This window comes from Serratia sp. MMO-28 (genome assembly GCF_037199905.1).
Lineage (GTDB): Bacteria > Pseudomonadota > Gammaproteobacteria > Enterobacterales > Enterobacteriaceae > Chania > Chania oryzae.
On the sequence record NZ_JBBCVB010000001.1, the window covers coordinates 361,886 to 378,099 of the forward strand.

Annotated in this window: 17 protein-coding genes and 1 pseudogene; 9 read left to right on the forward strand and 9 right to left on the reverse strand. The window is 52.2% G+C overall.

The genetic code is table 11. From position 1 onward, the window contains the following. The first annotated feature begins 55 nt into the window (after positions 1-55). The 5 genes and pseudogenes from WG891_RS01590 (at position 56) to WG891_RS01610 (ending at position 5,846) form a co-directional block, all read left to right on the forward strand. Positions 56-1,059: pseudogene (locus WG891_RS01590) on the forward strand (IS110 family transposase). A gap of 375 nt (positions 1,060-1,434) precedes the next feature. Continuing rightward, positions 1,435-3,579 carry a lysine decarboxylase LdcC gene (locus WG891_RS01595; protein WP_337261342.1) on the forward strand — a complete coding sequence of 715 codons (2,145 nt, stop codon included), beginning with the start codon at positions 1,435-1,437 and terminating at the stop codon, positions 3,577-3,579. Positions 3,580-3,736: 157 nt separating this feature from the next. Beyond that, complete coding sequence (locus tag WG891_RS01600; RefSeq protein WP_337261343.1) at positions 3,737-4,135, forward strand: VOC family protein; 399 nt, start codon at positions 3,737-3,739, stop codon at positions 4,133-4,135. A 63-nt stretch (positions 4,136-4,198) separates the two neighbouring features. Continuing rightward, positions 4,199-5,509 carry a tRNA lysidine(34) synthetase TilS gene (gene tilS, locus WG891_RS01605; RefSeq protein WP_337261344.1) on the forward strand — a complete coding sequence of 437 codons (1,311 nt, stop codon included), beginning with the start codon at positions 4,199-4,201 and terminating at the stop codon, positions 5,507-5,509. 22 nt (positions 5,510-5,531) lie between these two features. After that, complete coding sequence (locus WG891_RS01610; RefSeq protein WP_443005996.1) at positions 5,532-5,846, forward strand: c-type cytochrome; 315 nt, start codon at positions 5,532-5,534, stop codon at positions 5,844-5,846. A 53-nt stretch (positions 5,847-5,899) separates the two neighbouring features. Here the strand turns inward: WG891_RS01610 and rof are convergent, their stop codons facing one another. Continuing rightward, positions 5,900-6,163 carry a Rho-binding antiterminator gene (rof, locus tag WG891_RS01615; RefSeq protein ID WP_076943715.1) on the reverse strand — a complete coding sequence of 88 codons (264 nt, stop codon included), beginning with the start codon at positions 6,161-6,163 and terminating at the stop codon, positions 5,900-5,902. Beyond that, on the reverse strand, positions 6,150-6,350 hold the full coding sequence (locus WG891_RS01620) for a YaeP family protein (protein ID WP_337261346.1): 201 nt from the start codon (positions 6,348-6,350) through the stop codon (positions 6,150-6,152). Before WG891_RS01620 ends, rof begins: the two co-directional genes overlap by 14 nt. A 216-nt stretch (positions 6,351-6,566) precedes the next feature. Here WG891_RS01620 and WG891_RS01625 point away from each other — a divergent pair, with 216 nt between their 5' ends. The 3 genes from WG891_RS01625 to nlpE are packed head-to-tail and all read left to right on the forward strand — an operon-like array spanning position 6,567 to position 8,279. Then, positions 6,567-7,115 carry a YaeQ family protein gene (locus WG891_RS01625; RefSeq protein WP_337261347.1) on the forward strand — a complete coding sequence of 183 codons (549 nt, stop codon included), beginning with the start codon at positions 6,567-6,569 and terminating at the stop codon, positions 7,113-7,115. Positions 7,116-7,118: 3 nt separating this feature from the next. Further along, positions 7,119-7,532, forward strand: a complete 414-nt coding sequence (gene arfB / locus WG891_RS01630) for an alternative ribosome rescue aminoacyl-tRNA hydrolase ArfB (protein ID WP_156293143.1) — start codon at positions 7,119-7,121, stop codon at positions 7,530-7,532. A 57-nt stretch (positions 7,533-7,589) separates the two neighbouring features. Beyond that, a complete protein-coding gene (gene nlpE / locus WG891_RS01635) occupies positions 7,590-8,279 on the forward strand; it encodes an envelope stress response activation lipoprotein NlpE (RefSeq protein WP_337261348.1) in 690 nt (229 codons plus the stop codon). Positions 8,280-8,369: 90 nt separating this feature from the next. Here the strand turns inward: nlpE and WG891_RS01640 are convergent, their stop codons facing one another. From WG891_RS01640 to metN, 7 genes are all read right to left on the reverse strand, one after another. Next, positions 8,370-9,227, reverse strand: coding sequence for a YaeF family permuted papain-like enzyme (locus WG891_RS01640; protein ID WP_337261349.1), 858 nt, complete (start codon positions 9,225-9,227; stop codon positions 8,370-8,372). Between the two features lie 273 nt (positions 9,228-9,500). Then, positions 9,501-11,219 carry a proline--tRNA ligase gene (gene proS / locus WG891_RS01645; protein ID WP_337261350.1) on the reverse strand — a complete coding sequence of 573 codons (1,719 nt, stop codon included), beginning with the start codon at positions 11,217-11,219 and terminating at the stop codon, positions 9,501-9,503. A 119-nt stretch (positions 11,220-11,338) separates the two neighbouring features. Then, positions 11,339-12,046 carry a tRNA (N6-threonylcarbamoyladenosine(37)-N6)-methyltransferase TrmO gene (gene tsaA, locus WG891_RS01650; protein ID WP_337261351.1) on the reverse strand — a complete coding sequence of 236 codons (708 nt, stop codon included), beginning with the start codon at positions 12,044-12,046 and terminating at the stop codon, positions 11,339-11,341. Then, entirely contained in the window at positions 12,043-12,447 is a 405-nt protein-coding gene (rcsF, locus tag WG891_RS01655; protein ID WP_337261352.1) for an Rcs stress response system protein RcsF, read from the reverse strand. The genes tsaA and rcsF overlap by 4 nt, the downstream gene beginning before the upstream one ends. 114 nt (positions 12,448-12,561) lie before the next feature. Beyond that, entirely contained in the window at positions 12,562-13,377 is an 816-nt protein-coding gene (locus tag WG891_RS01660; protein WP_076943723.1) for a MetQ/NlpA family lipoprotein, read from the reverse strand. A gap of 72 nt (positions 13,378-13,449) precedes the next feature. After that, positions 13,450-14,103, reverse strand: coding sequence for a methionine ABC transporter permease MetI (locus WG891_RS01665; RefSeq protein WP_076943724.1), 654 nt, complete (start codon positions 14,101-14,103; stop codon positions 13,450-13,452). Continuing rightward, positions 14,096-15,127, reverse strand: a complete 1,032-nt coding sequence (metN, locus tag WG891_RS01670) for a methionine ABC transporter ATP-binding protein MetN (RefSeq protein ID WP_337261353.1) — start codon at positions 15,125-15,127, stop codon at positions 14,096-14,098. The genes WG891_RS01665 and metN overlap by 8 nt, the downstream gene beginning before the upstream one ends. 186 nt (positions 15,128-15,313) lie before the next feature. On the opposite strand from metN, the gene gmhB reads away from it, so the two are divergent. Then, the gene (gene gmhB / locus WG891_RS01675; protein WP_076943726.1) at positions 15,314-15,877 is read left to right on the forward strand and encodes a D-glycero-beta-D-manno-heptose 1,7-bisphosphate 7-phosphatase; all 564 of its coding nucleotides are present in this window, start codon (positions 15,314-15,316) and stop codon (positions 15,875-15,877) included. Positions 15,878-16,214: the final 337 nt, after the last annotated feature.

Below are 16,214 nucleotides of genomic sequence, written 5' to 3' on the forward strand. Positions count from 1 at the left end.
CCACCACCCTGTGAGCGGTACGCTGGCAGGGTGTTTCTTTATGGAGAAGACCATCATGCAAAACGTCACGCTTATTGGTATCGATCTCGGCAAACATTCTTTTCACATTCATTGTCAGGATAAATCAGGCAAGGCATTGCTGCGAAAAAAATTTACCCGCACCAAACTCATCGAGTTTCTGGCTATGTGTGCACCGACTGCCGTTGTAATGGAAGCCTGTGCCGGTGCCCATTTTATGGCTCGTCGGTTCGTTGATTTAGGGCATGATGCGAAGCTCATTTCTCCGCAATTTGTCCGTCCCTTTGTAAAGAGTAACAAGAATGATTTTGTCGATGCCGAAGCCATCTGCGAAGCAGCATCTCGCCCATCTATGCGATTTGTACACCCTAGAACTGAGGCGCAACAGGCTATGCGTGCCCTGCATCGTGTCAGAGAGTCACTGGTCAGAGATAAAGTCAAAACGACCAATCAGATGCATGCATTTTTGCTGGAGTTTGGCATTAGCATGCCTATCGGAACCGCAGTGATAAAACGGCTTTCAACAGTTCTGGCAGAGAACACACTCCCCCCTATCTGGCACAGTTGTTGATTCGCTTACATGCTCATTATCTCTATCTTGTCGAACAGCTCACTGAGCTTGATATGGCGCTGGAACAAGAACTGAGTCGTGATGAAACAGGGCAACGTCTTCAGACGATACCTGGCGTTGGGCCGATAACTGCCAGCGTTTTGTCATCGCAGTTGGGCGATGGTAAGCAATATGGTTGTAGCCGGGACTTTGCTGCCTCACCCGGCCTGGTGCCCCGACAGCACAGCACCGGCGGCAAAAATACGCTTTTAGGGATAAGTAAACGCGGAGATAAAAATCTGCGACGGTTGCTTGTCCAGTGTGCCAGGGTCTTTATCCAGAAAATAGATTATCAATCAGGAAAGCTGGCTGACTGGGTCAAGGCACAGCTGGCAAGAAAACACTCCTGCGTAGTGTGTTGTGCGCTGGCTAATAAAATAGCCCGGATAGCTTGGGCGATAACGACCCGGCAAACCGTGTTCGAAAGATAACGATGACGCTGTCAAATTGACAGGTCACTCGTTAATTAAAGCAGTTCCCAATCTGGTTTTGCGAAGACTGATTATTGATGACATGAACGGCATGTGGACCTGATGGAAACCTAACGTAAAAAATGGCTCTTGGAAGCCGTGCGGTTTTTAAGGCTTGTCAGGTGCGAAACTCATCGAGGCACGGGCATCCTTGCCCATAATGACGCCGGATAGATTTAAGCAAGCCCACCATTAGTCAAAAATCAGTGTTGCAAAAATGGTGGGGACCATAGATTTTTTACGTCTGCCATTCGTGGTTTTGGAGGTGCGGGGTACACTCCGTCGGTCTTTCATGTTGTTATAAGCGCTTGGTAGTTAACTGACAGGAGCAGCCCAATGAATATCATCGCGATCATGAGCCCGATGGGCGTTTATTACAAAGATGAACCTATTCGCGAGCTCCACACTGCATTGGCCTCCATGGGATTCCAACTGGTTTATCCGAAAGACAGCGGCGATCTGCTGAAGCTGATTGAACACAACGCCCGTATCTGCGGCGTGGTGTTTGACTGGGATGATTACAGCCTGGAACTGTGCAGCGAAATCAACGATCTCAATGAGTACCTGCCGCTATATGCCTTTATCAACACCCATTCCACGTTCGACGTCAGCCTGCACGAAATGCGCATGGTGCTGTACTTCTTCGAATATGGTCTGAACGCTGCAGAAGATATTGCCCAACGTATTCAGCAGTACACCAATGAATATCGGGACGCCATTACCCCGCCTCTGACTAAGGCGCTGTTCACCTATGTCAAAGAGGGGAAGTATACCTTTTGCACGCCAGGGCACATGGCGGGCACCGCATTCCAGAAAAGCCCGGTGGGCTGCCTGTTCTATGACTTCTTCGGTGCCAATACGCTGAAGGCCGATATTTCTATCTCGGTAACCGAACTAGGCTCATTGCTCGATCACACCGGCCCTCATTTGGAAGCGGAAGAGTATATCGCTCGCACCTTCAACGCCGAACAGAGTTATCTGGTGACCAATGGCACGTCCACGGCCAATAAGATCGTCGGAATGTATTCAGCTCCGGCGGGGAGCACGGTGCTGATTGACCGTAACTGCCATAAATCGCTGTGCCATTTGCTGATGATGTGCGACATCGTGCCGATTTACCTGCGCCCGTTACGCAATGCCTACGGTATTTTAGGCGGTATTCCCCAGCGTGAACTCTCTCATGGCAGCATTGCCAAACGGGTAGCCGAGACGGCTAACGCCAGCTGGCCGGTGCATGCGGTAATTACCAATTCCACTTATGACGGTTTGCTGTACAACACCGATTACATCAAGCAGACGCTGGATGTGGCATCGATTCATTTCGATTCAGCCTGGGTGCCCTATACCAATTTTCACCCGATCTATGATGGCAAAAGCGGTATGAGCGGCGAACGTATCCCGGGGAAAGTGATCTATGAAACCCAATCGACGCACAAGTTGCTGGCGGCGTTCTTGCAGGCGTCGATGATTCATATTAAAGGTGACTACGATGAAAATACCTTTAACGAAGCCTATATGATGCATACCACGACTTCGCCGCATTACGGCATTGTTGCGTCGATGGAAACCGCGGCAGCCATGCTGCGGGGCAATCCAGGGCGGCGGATGATTAATCGTTCGGTGGAGCGGGCCCTGCATTTTCGCCGTGAGATTCAGCGCCTGCGCGCTGAGAGCGATAGCTGGTTTTTCGATATCTGGCAGCCGGAGGAGATCGACGAGGCACAATGTTGGCCGCTGAACCCTGATGATAACTGGCATGGTTTCGGTAATACCGATCGCGATCATATGTACCTGGATCCGATCAAGGTGACCATTCTGACGCCGGGCATGAACGAACTGGGCGAACTGGAGAGCATCGGCATCCCGGCGGCGCTGGTGGCAAAATATCTCGATGAGCGCGGCATCGTGGTAGAGAAAACCGGGCCGTATAATCTGCTGTTCCTGTTCAGCATCGGGATTGATAAAACCAAGGCCATGAGCCTGCTGCGCGGCCTGACTGATTTTAAACGCGCTTATGATCTCAACCTGCGGGTGAAGAATATGCTGCCGGATCTGTATGCTGAGGATCCGGATTTTTACCGCCACATGCGTATTCAGGATCTCGCCGCCGGGATCCACCAACTGATTTGCCAGCATGACTTACCGCGCTTGATGCAGCGGGCGTTTGACGTGTTGCCGGAAATGAAGTTGACGCCTTATAAGATGTTTCAGCAGCAGGTGCGGGGCAACGTGGAAACCTGTGAGATCGACCAGTTGATCGGTAAAGTGGCGGCCAATATGATCCTGCCTTATCCACCAGGCGTTCCGCTGGTGATGCCGGGTGAGATGATTACCGAGGAGAGCCGCGCGGTGCTCGATTTCCTGCTGATGCTGTGTTCGATCGGTGAACGTTATCCTGGTTTTGAAACCGATATTCATGGCGCAAAGCAGACCGACGATGGCCGTTATCTGGTGAAAGTGCTGAAAACGCCAGCGGCTTGACGCAGGTACAAGGTTATATACTCTAAATACTTCGAGTTGCAGGAAGGCGGCAAGCTTGAGAGGCCCCAGGAGCATAGATAACTATGTGACTGGGGTGAGCAAGCGCAGCCAACGCACATGCAACTTGAAGTATGACGAGTATAAGAGGAGTACATCCATGTTGGCATTACGCCAGGTTCACCATATTGCGGTAATCGGTTCCGATTATGCCGCCAGTAAGCATTTTTACTGCGATATCCTCGGGTTCACCCTCTTGGCCGAGGTATATCGCGCAGAGCGCGACTCGTGGAAGGCCGATCTGGCTCTGAACGGCCAGTATACGATCGAACTGTTTTCCTTCCCGGCACCTGCAGCTCGTCCTAGCCGCCCAGAAGCCTGTGGCCTGCGTCATCTGGCATTCAGCGTAGACGATATTGAGTGCGCGATCGCTGCACTGCAAACGGCAGGAGTGGTATGCGAGCCAGTGCGTGTCGATCCTTATACCCAGTCCCGCTTCACCTTTTTCAACGATCCTGACGGATTACCGCTCGAATTATATGAAGTTCCACGCGGTTAATGCTTGCTTGATGAGGGGGGGCTGGTTAAGGTGCGGCTATGTGGTCGTTACCAAGCATAATCGATGAATATCAATCAACTTCCTGCACGGCTCGCTGAACAACTGGGTGCTAAACGCCAACTGTTGCTGGCCTTTAGCGGTGGGCTGGATTCCAGTGTGTTGCTGCATTTGTTAGTGCAATGGCGTCAGCAGCATCCGGGGAGTGTTTTGCGTGCGGTGCACGTTCACCATGGTTTGAGTCGTTTTGCTGATGAATGGGTGGCCCATTGCCAGCAGCAGTGTGAAGGCTGGCAGGTGCCGTTGGTGGTTCATCGGGTTCAATTGGCTGGGCTGGGCGGAGGTATCGAGGCCGCGGCGCGTAACGCCCGTTATGCGGCTTTCACTGCCACGCTGGCGGCGGATGAAACTTTGCTGACGGCCCAACATCTTGATGATCAATGTGAAACCTTCTTATTGGCCTTAAAGCGCGGTAGCGGCCCGGCGGGGCTGTCGGCCATGGCCAGCGAAGCCCGCTTGGGAAACCATGTGCTGCTAAGGCCGCTGTTGGGGGTTTCGCGTCAGCAGTTGGAGGAGTATGCCGCTCAGCACCAATTGCGTTGGATCGAGGATGACAGCAATCAAGACTGTCGCTTTGATCGCAATTTCCTGCGGTTGAAAGTCTTGCCGCTGCTGAATGAGCGTTGGCCGCACTTTGCGGCGGCAACGGCGCGCAGTGCCAGTCTGTGTGCCGAGCAGGAGCAACTGCTGGATGAACTCTTGGCAGAGCAGTTAACACAGTTGCTGGATGCGGACAATGCGCTGGCAATCGAAGGGCTGCAAGCCTGTTCTCCGGCACGGCGTGATGCGCTGTTGCGCCGCTGGATGGCTCTGTTTGGCGTGACCATGCCTGCGCGCGCCCAACTGCACAGGCTCTGGCACGAAGTGGCGCTGTGCCGCGAAGATGCGGAACCGCAGCTGCAGTTGGGCAACTATCAGATCCGCCGTTTCCGCCAGCGTTTATATCTGTTACCGCTCATGGCTGATTTACACGATCTGCAATTGCCTTGGCCGCAACCGACCAGGCTGGAATTGCCCGATGGCCTCGGTGCGTTGGTGAGAGATGAAGGGAATAACCTGGTGCGCGCACCGCGGGCTGATGAGCAGGTGAGCGTGCGTTTTAGCGCCACTGGTCGGGTGCGAGTTGTCAATCGTGCCGGTTCAAGGCACATCAAGAAGCTGTGGCAGGAGTTCGGCATTCCCCCCTGGCAGCGTGAACGTATTCCACTGATTTACTATGATGAGCAACTGATCGCCGCCATGGATGTTTTTGTTACCGCAGAGGGGCAGGTGCTTGCTGATGAAGCGCCGTGGCGACTGTGCTGGAAGAAAAAATAATAACAATATCTCGTGAGGAGCAATGATGAAATCGATGAGCGTACTGATGGTGGCGGGGTTGTTGAGCGTTTCCGCTTGGGCGGCAGGTGATCCTGCGCTAGGCAAGAACAAATCGGCTACCTGTGTGGCCTGCCATGGTGCAGAAGGCAAGGTCTCAGTGCCGATGTATCCGAATCTGGCCGGGCAAAACGCGATGTATTTGGAGCAAGCCTTGCAGTCCTACAAAAAAGGGGAGCGAACCAGCGGCCAGGCGCAAGTGATGAGGGCCTATGTCGCGAATCTGTCTGATGCGGATATCGCCGATCTGGCGGCTTACTACGCCAGCCTGAAACCGTAAATGACGAGGGCAGCCGCTAGGCTGCCCTGTAAGAGATGGTGTTACCGAGGCGATCAGTCGGAAAGACTGACGACAACGGTACCAATTTCCGGGTGACTAAAGCTGCTGATATGGTCCAGACGCACATCGCGCAGAGTACCATTCTGATCGATCGTCAGATATTCAACGCGCTTTTTCTGCAGTAGATCGATCGCCTTGGCCTCGATCGTTTCTCCGTCGCGTAACTCCAGCTTCAGAGTCAGTTTTTGCTGGCAGGCGAGTTCCAGATTGTCGTAGTCATCGCAATTGATGGGTTGATACTCATCATTCATCAACATAGTCGCTCACCAATAAGTTAGCGGCGGCAAATGCCGCCTGTTCCCTAACGGAGGATGGCAGCGCGCTATTCGCTGCCACTTCGTCCAATGCCTTCAGGACACATGTTAGTGCATCTGGCACATAGCCGAGATCTCCACTGCCGATCTCAGCATAAAAACGGCGTACTAACTCACAGTATTGTTGCACAGTCTCCTCCCTTAAGAATCTTTGCATTATCGCCAACACAGGCCGCGATGAGGCACAGACACTCGGAGATTTACCCTATCATAAACGACTATAGCACAGGTGCAGTGGAGTTATTAGCACCTCGTATTGGCTTTCATTCGCAGCTATAGGCTCCTGGTGCTGGCTGTGAACCGATCTTATCAAGTACACTGTGCCCTGTTAATAATGAGGTTACCCATGGCGCTGAAAGCAACAATTTACAAAGCCACGGTCAATATCGCGGATATGGATCGTCACTTTTACCACGACGCAACGCTGACGTTGGCCCAGCATCCTTCAGAAACTGAACAGCGCATGATGCTACGCCTGCTGGCATGGATTTGCCATGCCGATGAGCGTTTGGTGTTTACCAAAGGCTTAAGTGCAGAAGACGAGCCGGAGATCTGGCAACGCAACGACCATAACGGGCTGGAAATGTGGATCGAACTGGGGTTACCGGACGAAAAACGCCTTAAAAAAGCCTGTAATCAATCGCCACGCGTGATGTTATATGCCTATGGTGAACGTGCCGGGTCTGTCTGGTGGCAATCCATGCAGGGTAAAGTGGCTAACCACAAAAACCTAAGCATCCGTTTTCTTGATGATGGACAATTAACCCGCCTGGCCGCGATGGCCAACCGCAACATGACGTTACAAGCTACGTTACAGGAAGGCACGATCTGGCTTTCTGATGCTCAGAATAATCTGGAAATTCAGTTTGCCGAATGGCAGCAGGCGCAGGTTTAACCGGTGCTGACACTGTCAAGAAACGTAGCGATACCGGACAACGAAATCGAATTAACGGCAATCCGTGCTCAAGGTGCGGGCGGGCAGCACGTGAACAAAGCCTCAACGGCCATTCATTTGCGCTTTGACATTCGGGCGTCCAGCCTGCCAGAGTATTATAAGGAACGGTTGTTGGCGCTTAACCATCACCTGGTAACCGCTGAGGGTGTGGTGATCATCAAAGCTCAGGAATACCGTAGCCAGGAATTAAATCGTGAAGCAGCGTTGGCCCGATTGGTGGCGCTGATTCAACAGGCGATGGTGGTTGAAAAAACGCGTAGGGCAACGAAGCCCAGCAAAGGGGCAAAATTGCGCCGCTTGGAAGGCAAGGTGCGTAAAGGCGCAACTAAAGCGCTGCGCGGCAAAGTTCGTCCTTAGGGGCCGATCTGCGGCGCCACGCTGTGGATATCAATGGAACATGGCAGGAGAATAACTGTGAAGACAATAACAATCGTCCTGTTTTTAGCAGCAGGAGTGCTTTCGCTACTGGGCTGTAATAGCCAATACCAACCCAAAGAACAACCGCTTCAGCCAATGCAGCAGAGCTATCAAGGCGTATTGCCCTGTGCCGACTGTGGCGGGATAGATACCACTCTGTTTCTGGATAAAGAAGGGACTTTTATCCTGCAGGAAACCTATCGCGGTACCAAAGACGGCGATCAAACCTTTGCCAGCTATGGTCAGTGGGCGCGTACGGCCGATCGGCTGGTGCTGACCGAAGGCAGCGGCGAAAAGCGTTACTTCCGTCCGGTAGGTAAGAATCTGCAAATGCTGGATCGCAACGGAGCGCCGATCACATCCGAGCTGAACTATACGTTGTCGCCAAGTGAGCAACCGCTGCCAAAAACGCCAATGCCTTTGCGCGGGCTTTACACCTATTTCGCTGATGCGGCGGTATTCAAAGACTGTGCGACCGGTAAAACCTTCCCGGTAGTCAATAACATTGCGTTGGAAAAAGGGTATCTGAAAGCCCGCAAAGCGCCAGGGGAACCGGTATTCCTGATGCTTAATGGCCATTTCAGCGTTCAGCCATCAATGGAAGAAGGGTTGACGCAGAAAGCTTTGGTGCCTGAGCCGGGTGGCAAGGTGACTTTTGATAACAGCAAGGATTGTAACAGTCACTGAGCGCGCTGATGTAGGGCAGGGCGTTTCTGCTGTTAAAAATAAGACCCCATCATGGCAAATGGTGGGGTTTATGTTTTCTAACGATAATTTCTAGAATACGCGATAATCAGTTTGAACTGGGGATGTGGCATCAGGTGAGCTATTGCTTGCCAATGCGCGATTGCGTAAGTAGATACCCGGTTTGATGTGCCCTACGTAAGCCAGAGTCTGATTGGGGGCCAGCGTTGCAATATCCCCTTCCCGCATATGCAGTAGATCGCCAGGGCTGACCCAGCCAGAGGATGCCAGCGTGAGTGGCCGCCCGGCGTGCTCAAAGGCGGCCAGCACGAACTGTGAGCAGAAATAGCTGGATTCATCGGCGGTCGAGGCACTGAGCTGAGCTGCAGCCAATCCTTTCACGCACTGCTGGCGGAAATCTTTCGAGAAAGGGTTCAGGGAGCACAACTGCTTGGTCACCATAAAGGGCATCATCTCGATAATCCCCTGATAATTGTAACGACTACCGGCTTTTTGCTTAGCAAAGTGGCGAATCTGCTCCGCCTGAGTTGGCGCCAGGCCCGGCATGCGTAAAGCGAACAGTTTGTCGCTGTGGGCCAATGCATCGTCCAGACTAACAATCTGTACCCCATCACCTACCGCTTCGGCAACTTGGCCTTGGCCAAGATAGATCGCGACATGGCTGACCGAGGAAGCACTGAAGATACGGATCCCCAGAGAGGTCAGGCCGATCGTCGAGGAAAATAGCAGATCGCCATCCTGAAGGGCGGCGGCATCGACCTCTCGAAAGGTATTCTGTGGTGCGGAACTGAGGGCTTGAAACTGGATATCCACGGGGTTGAGGGATGCGTGTTGCTCTTTTTTGGGCAACGCGATGTCCATGGTGCAACCGTTGAGAAAGGCTGGCAGCAACGCAAACAGCCATATAAATGGGGGGTAAGGTAACGGCATTGCTTAATCCTTTAATTACTGCTTCCTTAGCAAAACACCCTGATACCCTTATTACTTGAAGCTGCAGGGGTGTTGGCTACCTTCACTCACCCGAATCACTTACTTGAGTAAGCTCATCGGGATTATGAGCCTCATTAAATGAGGCTCACCCTACGGGTCAGCACAAGTGCTGTTCAAATCGGTTAATCACCGATTTGTCACTCAGTTGCCGCCTACCTGCAACTCCAAGTACTTTGGGTATGAACAGGGTGTTTTTATACCGTATAGAAAATATCAGCGTTTGATCTGGGCCAGCAGGAAATCAACGATTTCGCCGGTTTTAATCATCTGCTTCTCGCCAACCCGGCGATTTTTATACTCAATTTCTTCACTGTCGAGGTTGCGATCGCCGATCACAATGGAGTGCGGCACACCAATCAGCTCCATATCGGCAAACATGACGCCAGGGCGCTCTTTACGGTCATCAAGAATCACGTCGATGCCATGAGAACGCAGCTGGTTGTAAAGCTCTTCGGCCAGCGCCTGCACCCGGAATGACTTGTGCATGTTCATTGGCAGAATAGCCACCTGGAATGGCGCAATGGCGTCTGGCCAGACGATGCCACGATCGTCATGATTCTGCTCGATAGCGGCGGCTACCACACGAGTGACCCCAATACCGTAGCAGCCCATGGTCAGAACCTGATTACGGCCATCTTCACCCTGCACAGTGGCTTTCATTGCTTCCGAATACTTGGTACCCAACTGGAAGATATGCCCCACTTCGATACCGCGTTTAATCAGCAACGTCCCTTTACCATCCGGGCTGGCGTCACCTGCCACTACGTTACGGATATCGGCAACCTGTGGCAGCGGCAGATCGCGCTCCCAGTTGATCCCAAAGTAGTGCTTCGCGTCGAGATTGGCACCCGCGCTGAAGTCGCTCATGGCGGCTACGCTACGGTCAATGACGACAGGCACCGGCATGTTGATCGGGCCGAGAGAACCTGGGCCTGCGCCAACGATGGCGCGGATCTCTTCGTCAGTGGCGAAAGTCAGTGGAGCCGCTACCTGTGGCAGTTTCTCCGCCTTGATTTCATTCAGTTCGTGATCGCCGCGCACCAGCAGAGCAACCAGCTTGTGTCCGCTCTCTTCAGCTGCGTGAACCAACAGGGTTTTCACCGTTTTATCAATTGGCAGCTGGAATTGCTCTACCAGTTCGGCGATGGTTTTGGCGTTAGGGGTGTCGATGAGACGCAGCTGTTCCGTGGCAGCGGCGCGTGGCTGCGCTGGAGCAACTGCTTCTGCCAGCTCAATGTTGGCCGCGTAGTCAGAGTCGGTTGAGAAGACGATATCGTCTTCGCCGCTGTCTGCCAGCACCTGGAATTCATGTGATGCACTACCGCCGATCGAGCCGGTATCGGCCAGCACCGGGCGGAAATCCAGCCCCATACGATTGAAAATCTTGCTGTAGGCTTCGTACATAGCATCGTAGGTCGCCTGCAGAGACTCCTGCGTGGTATGGAATGAATAGGCATCTTTCATCAGGAATTCACGTGAGCGCATCACGCCGAAACGCGGGCGCACTTCGTCACGGAATTTAGTCTGGATCTGGAAGAAATTCAGCGGTAACTGTTTGTAGGAGCTGATTTCATTGCGGATCAGATCGGTGATCACCTCTTCATGCGTTGGGCCGAGAACAAACGGACGATCGCCGCGATCGACAAAGCGCAGCAACTCGTGGCCATACTGCTCCCAGCGGCCGCTTTCTTGCCATAGATCTGCGGGTTGGACCACCGGCATGGAAACTTCGATCGCATTAGCATTGTTCATTTCTTCACGAACGATGTTTTCAACCTTCTTCAGAACACGCAGACCGGTGGGGAGCCAGGTGTAAAGACCGGAGGCCAGCTTGCGGATCATCCCGGCACGCAGCATCAGTTGATGGCTGATCACTTCGGCATCGGCAGGTGTCTCCTTCAGGGTGGAGAGCAGATATTGGCTAGTACGCATGATGTTTGAGTTCCGTTAGCGCTGCAAATTGCATCGGGCTGCCAGAGGGCAGCCAAAATTTTCAAAAGTGGTTTAGTCTACCAGCGCAGGGCGGTTGCCAAAAGAGAGGCGGTGGAATTTTAACGGGCGTCGAGTGATAACACTTCAGTTTGCCCATTAATAACCTGCCAGCGCACGTTGAATTCCAACAGCCACACGGCATATTCACGCTCTGTTTCTTCCGCTTTACGGTAGGCAGGGCGCGGGTCTTGTGCTAACACCTGGCTAATAAAGCGGCGTAAATTAGGGTAACGGCGCAGATGTTGCTGCAACTGTTGCTCTGCCTGCGGGGAAAAACGCACCAGCATATCACTGGCAGGGGCCGTTTGGGCAAAGCCAGCCCGGGCCTGGGGATGGCTTTCGGCGAACGGCAGATAGGGTTTGATATCAATAACCGGGGTGCCATCAACCAGATCGAGGCTGCCTAACTTTAGCACCACGTTCCCGCCCTGAGTCTGAATACCTTTCAGTTCGATCAGCGACATGCCGAGTGGGTTAGGGCGAAAGGTTGAACGAGTGGCGAAAACGCCCATACGCGCATTTCCCCCCAGCCGCGGGGGCCTGACCGTGGGCCGCCAACCGCCCTCCATGGTTTGATGAAAAATGAACATCACCCATAGATGGCTGAACTCGCTGAGACCACGCACCGCTTCCACCTGATTATAAGGCGGCAACAGCACCAGTTCTCCGCCACCGTCTTCGACTAGCCCCGGTTGACGGGGAACGGCGAATTTTTCTTTATACGGTGAGCGGATGATACCGATCTGATTAAAAACGAATTCGGTCATTTGGCCGAAACGTTAAGTGCAGAACCCTGGCAAACCGCCTGTTGGTAACAACCCGCAACGCCTCTGAGCATCTGGCAGTCATGCAGCAATACTGCATTGGCTTTCATATGGGCAGCACGCTGTTGCATCCGTCTGCGGGCCGCGGCCAGATTCGGTGGCGGATCCTGAACCGTGAGCTGGCAGACGCTACCGGAAACTTCCCCTAAATCACGGAAAGGTTTACCGATTAATTCCTCTGCGTTTCTGTACAGTGTGACTGATGCTGGGCGTGCTGCTGGTGCCGCTTTTGCCGGTGCGGTTGCTACCGGTGCGTTGGTGCTGTCTGTTGTGGGTGGTGCTGGCTGTTTTTTAGAACATCCGGCCAGCAAGAGTGCTAACAAACAGAGAGGTAAAACACGCATTGACATTCCTCTGCCTTTGATAAAAGTGGCGCTATTGAAGCAATCTCTGACTGAAATAACAAGACGGGCCTGAGCCCGCCTTGCAATTATAGGAGTAAAATAGGTCGTGAACGATTACCAACCTTTCACTGCACCACCGTTGAAGATTTTATTCGCTGCGTCGTAAACCTCATCAGACTCATAGGCCTGAACGAATTTCTTCACGTTTTCTGCATCTTTGTTATCTTCACGGGCAACCATAATGTTGACGTAAGGTGATTCTTTATCTTCAACAAACAGGCCGTCTTTGGCGGGCGTCAAACCAATCTGGCTGGCATAGGTGGTATTGATGATAGCCAGCGCAATCTGCTGATCGTCCAGTGAGCGTGGCAACTGTGGTGCTTCCAATTCTACCAGCTTCAGGTTTTTCGGGTTTTCTACCACGTCCAGAACGGTAGGCAGCAGGCCAACGCCGTCTTTCAGCTTAATCAGACCTTGTTTCTCCAGCAGCAGCAGCGAACGCCCCAGGTTGGTAGGATCGTTAGGCAGTGCAACCTGTGAACCTTCTTTCAATTCATCCAATGATTTGATTTTTTTGGAATAACCAGCAATCGGGTAAACGAAAGTGTTGCCTACCGGCACCAGTTTATAGCCGCGATCTTTGATTTGCTGATCGAGATAAGGTTTATGCTGGAAAGCGTTCAGATCGATATCGCCTTTGCTCAAGGCTTCGTTTGGCAAGACATAGTCGTTGAATGTGACTAACTCAACGTCCAGGCCATACTTCTCTTTGGCGACTTTCTGGGCAACTTCTGCCACCTGCTGCTCAGCACCGACGATAACGCCCACTTTGATATGGTTCGGATTTTTTTCGTCCTGACCGCAACCGGCCAGAGCCAGGGTACCGATCAGTGCGCCGATTGCCGCAAGGGATTTAAATTTTAACGACATATCCTTTCCTCATTAGACTCGCATATGAAATACGCTTTACCCTAGCGGGTAGTGTGAGCGTGCTTGTAAAAACTATTTGTGAGTAACGGCCTTAACAATACGGTCGCCACAGAACTGAATCAGGTAAACCAGAACGACCAGTAATATTAATACCGTATTCATGACGGTAGCGTTATAACCAATGTAACCATATTGATAACCAATTTGACCTAAACCACCCGCGCCAACGGCACCGCCCATCGCAGAATAACCCACCAGGGTGATCAGCGTGATGGTCGCTGCATTCACCAGACCAGGTAATGCTTCTGGCAGCAGCACTTTCTTGATGATTTGCATTGGCGTAGCCCCCATCGCGCGAGCGGCTTCAATCAGCCCGGATGGAATTTCCAACAGAGCATTTTCTACCATGCGGGCAATAAAAGGCGCAGCGCCGATGGTCAGCGGCACGATGGCGGCCTGTAAGCCAATCGAGGTGCCAACGATCATGCGGGTAAAAGGAATCATCCACACCAACAAAATAATGAAGGGAATGGAACGGAAAATATTCACCAGCCCAGATAACGCTTTATACAGGGTATTATTGGCAATAATTTGTCCTGGGCGAGTTACGTACAATAGCACACCGACCGGCAAGCCGAGCACGAAGCCGAAGAAGCCGGAGACAAAGGTCATCGTGATGGTTTCCCAAACTCCACGAGCCATTAACCACATCATTGCCTCAGACATAACCCAGAACCTCTACTTTGACCTGATTTTCTTGCAGGAACTTAATGGTTGCCAGCGCGTCTTCGTCAGAACCATGTAACTCGGCCAGCATCACACCAAACTTCACACCACCGGCGTAATCCATTTGTGCGCTAATAATGTTGTTATTGACGTTGAAGCGGCGAGCGGCTTCGGACAGCAGCGGTGCATCAACGGATTGACCGGTGAACTCCAGACGCAGCAGTGGCTGATGATTATCAATGCGTTCCGGCATCAGGCGCTTGGCGTAGTCATCTGGAATGTCCAGATGCAGCGTGGATTGGATAAACTGCTGTGCCAACGGCGTTTTGGGATGTGAGAAGACTTCGCTGACGCTGTCTTTTTCGATCAATTGCCCCTGGCTGATGACGGCAACCTGATCGCAGATGCGTTTTACGACGTCCATTTCATGGGTGATCAGCAGAATAGTCAGCCCCAGACGGCGGTTAATATCCTTCAATAACTCCAGAATGGAACGTGTGGTGGCTGGATCAAGTGCGCTGGTGGCTTCATCACACAGTAACACTTTCGGGTTGCTGGCCAATGCCCGAGCGATCGCGACACGCTGTTTCTGGCCGCCTGACAGATTGGCCGGGTAAGCATCATGTTTGTCCGACAGCCCGACCAGTTCCAGTAATTCGGTAACGCGTTTCTTGATTTCACTGCGCGGGGTATTGTCCAGTTCCAGCGGTAGCGCAACGTTGCCAAATACCGTGCGTGAAGAGAGCAGGTTAAAGTGCTGAAAGATCATGCCGATCTGGCGGCGTGCGCGTGTCAGATCGGTTTCAGACAGAGAGGTCAGGTCCTGCCCATCAACCAACACCGTGCCGGAAGTTGGGCGCTCAAGCATGTTGGCGCAACGGATCAGCGTACTTTTGCCGGCCCCCGATGCACCGATAACGCCATAGATTTGCCCGGCAGGGACGTGAAGGCTCACGTCAGAGAGTGCGCTGATGGTGCGCGATCCCTGCTGGAACACTTTGGTGATGTTAGAAAGTTTAATCATATTCTTCTTATTTTTAGCGTGGTTGCCCGTGGCTAGATAAAAGTAGACCTTGGTTGGAACCAAGGTATGCTCAGATGTTAAGGCGTCTAGACGTCTAAGTCAACGCTAACGCTATTCTTCACCGTTCTCAGTCTGCGCTAAAACATGCGATACTGTGCGCGTTTTCAGGCCCTCAGGAGCAAACCGGTGACACAACGCGTTCCAGCAATTTTCTTAGATCGTGACGGTACGATTAATGTTGATCATGGATATGTCCATGAGATAGATGATTTCCAATTTATTGATGGTGTGATTGATGCATGCCGTGAACTGAAGAAGATGGGGTTCGCGCTGGTGTTGGTGACCAACCAATCTGGTATCGCCCGTGGCAAATTCAGCGAAGACCAGTTTATGCGCTTGACCGAGTGGATGGATTGGTCGTTGGCCGACCGTGATGTCGACCTGGACGGTATCTACTTTTGTCCACATCACCCAGAAGCAGTAATAGAAGAATACCGTCAAACATGCGATTGCCGCAAACCGCAGCCCGGTATGTTGTTGCAAGCGCAAAAAGAACTGAATATCGATCTGGCAGCTTCTTATATGGTGGGTGACAAAATCGAAGATATGCAAGCCGCCGCAGCCGCCGGTGTAGGGACTAAGGTATTGGTTCGCACCGGTAAGCCAGTAACGGAAGAAGGCGAGAAAGCGGCGGATTGGGTATTAAACAGCCTGCAAGACCTGCCAGCAGCTATCAAAAAGCGGGTTTAACCCGCATTATGCATGAATAGTGAGCGGTCAGAACAAAAGTGAATATAATCCCTTGTCATTCTGAGTAAGCTCCCTATAATGCGCCTCCATCGACCGGGAACGTGTGAATCACTTCACAGAGTATCCAGGGTCGCAGAAAAAAAACCTGAAATTTAGGGTTGACTCTGAAAGAGGAAAGCGTAATATACGCCACCTCGAGTTAGCAAGCGAAAGCGCGTAACTCACTGCTCTTTAACAATTTATCAGACAATCTGTGTGGGCACTCACAAGACGATATCCAGCTGCTTCGGCAGCACAAAAATATCAAGTCTTGAAGAGTGACCAAGCAGTAATTCAT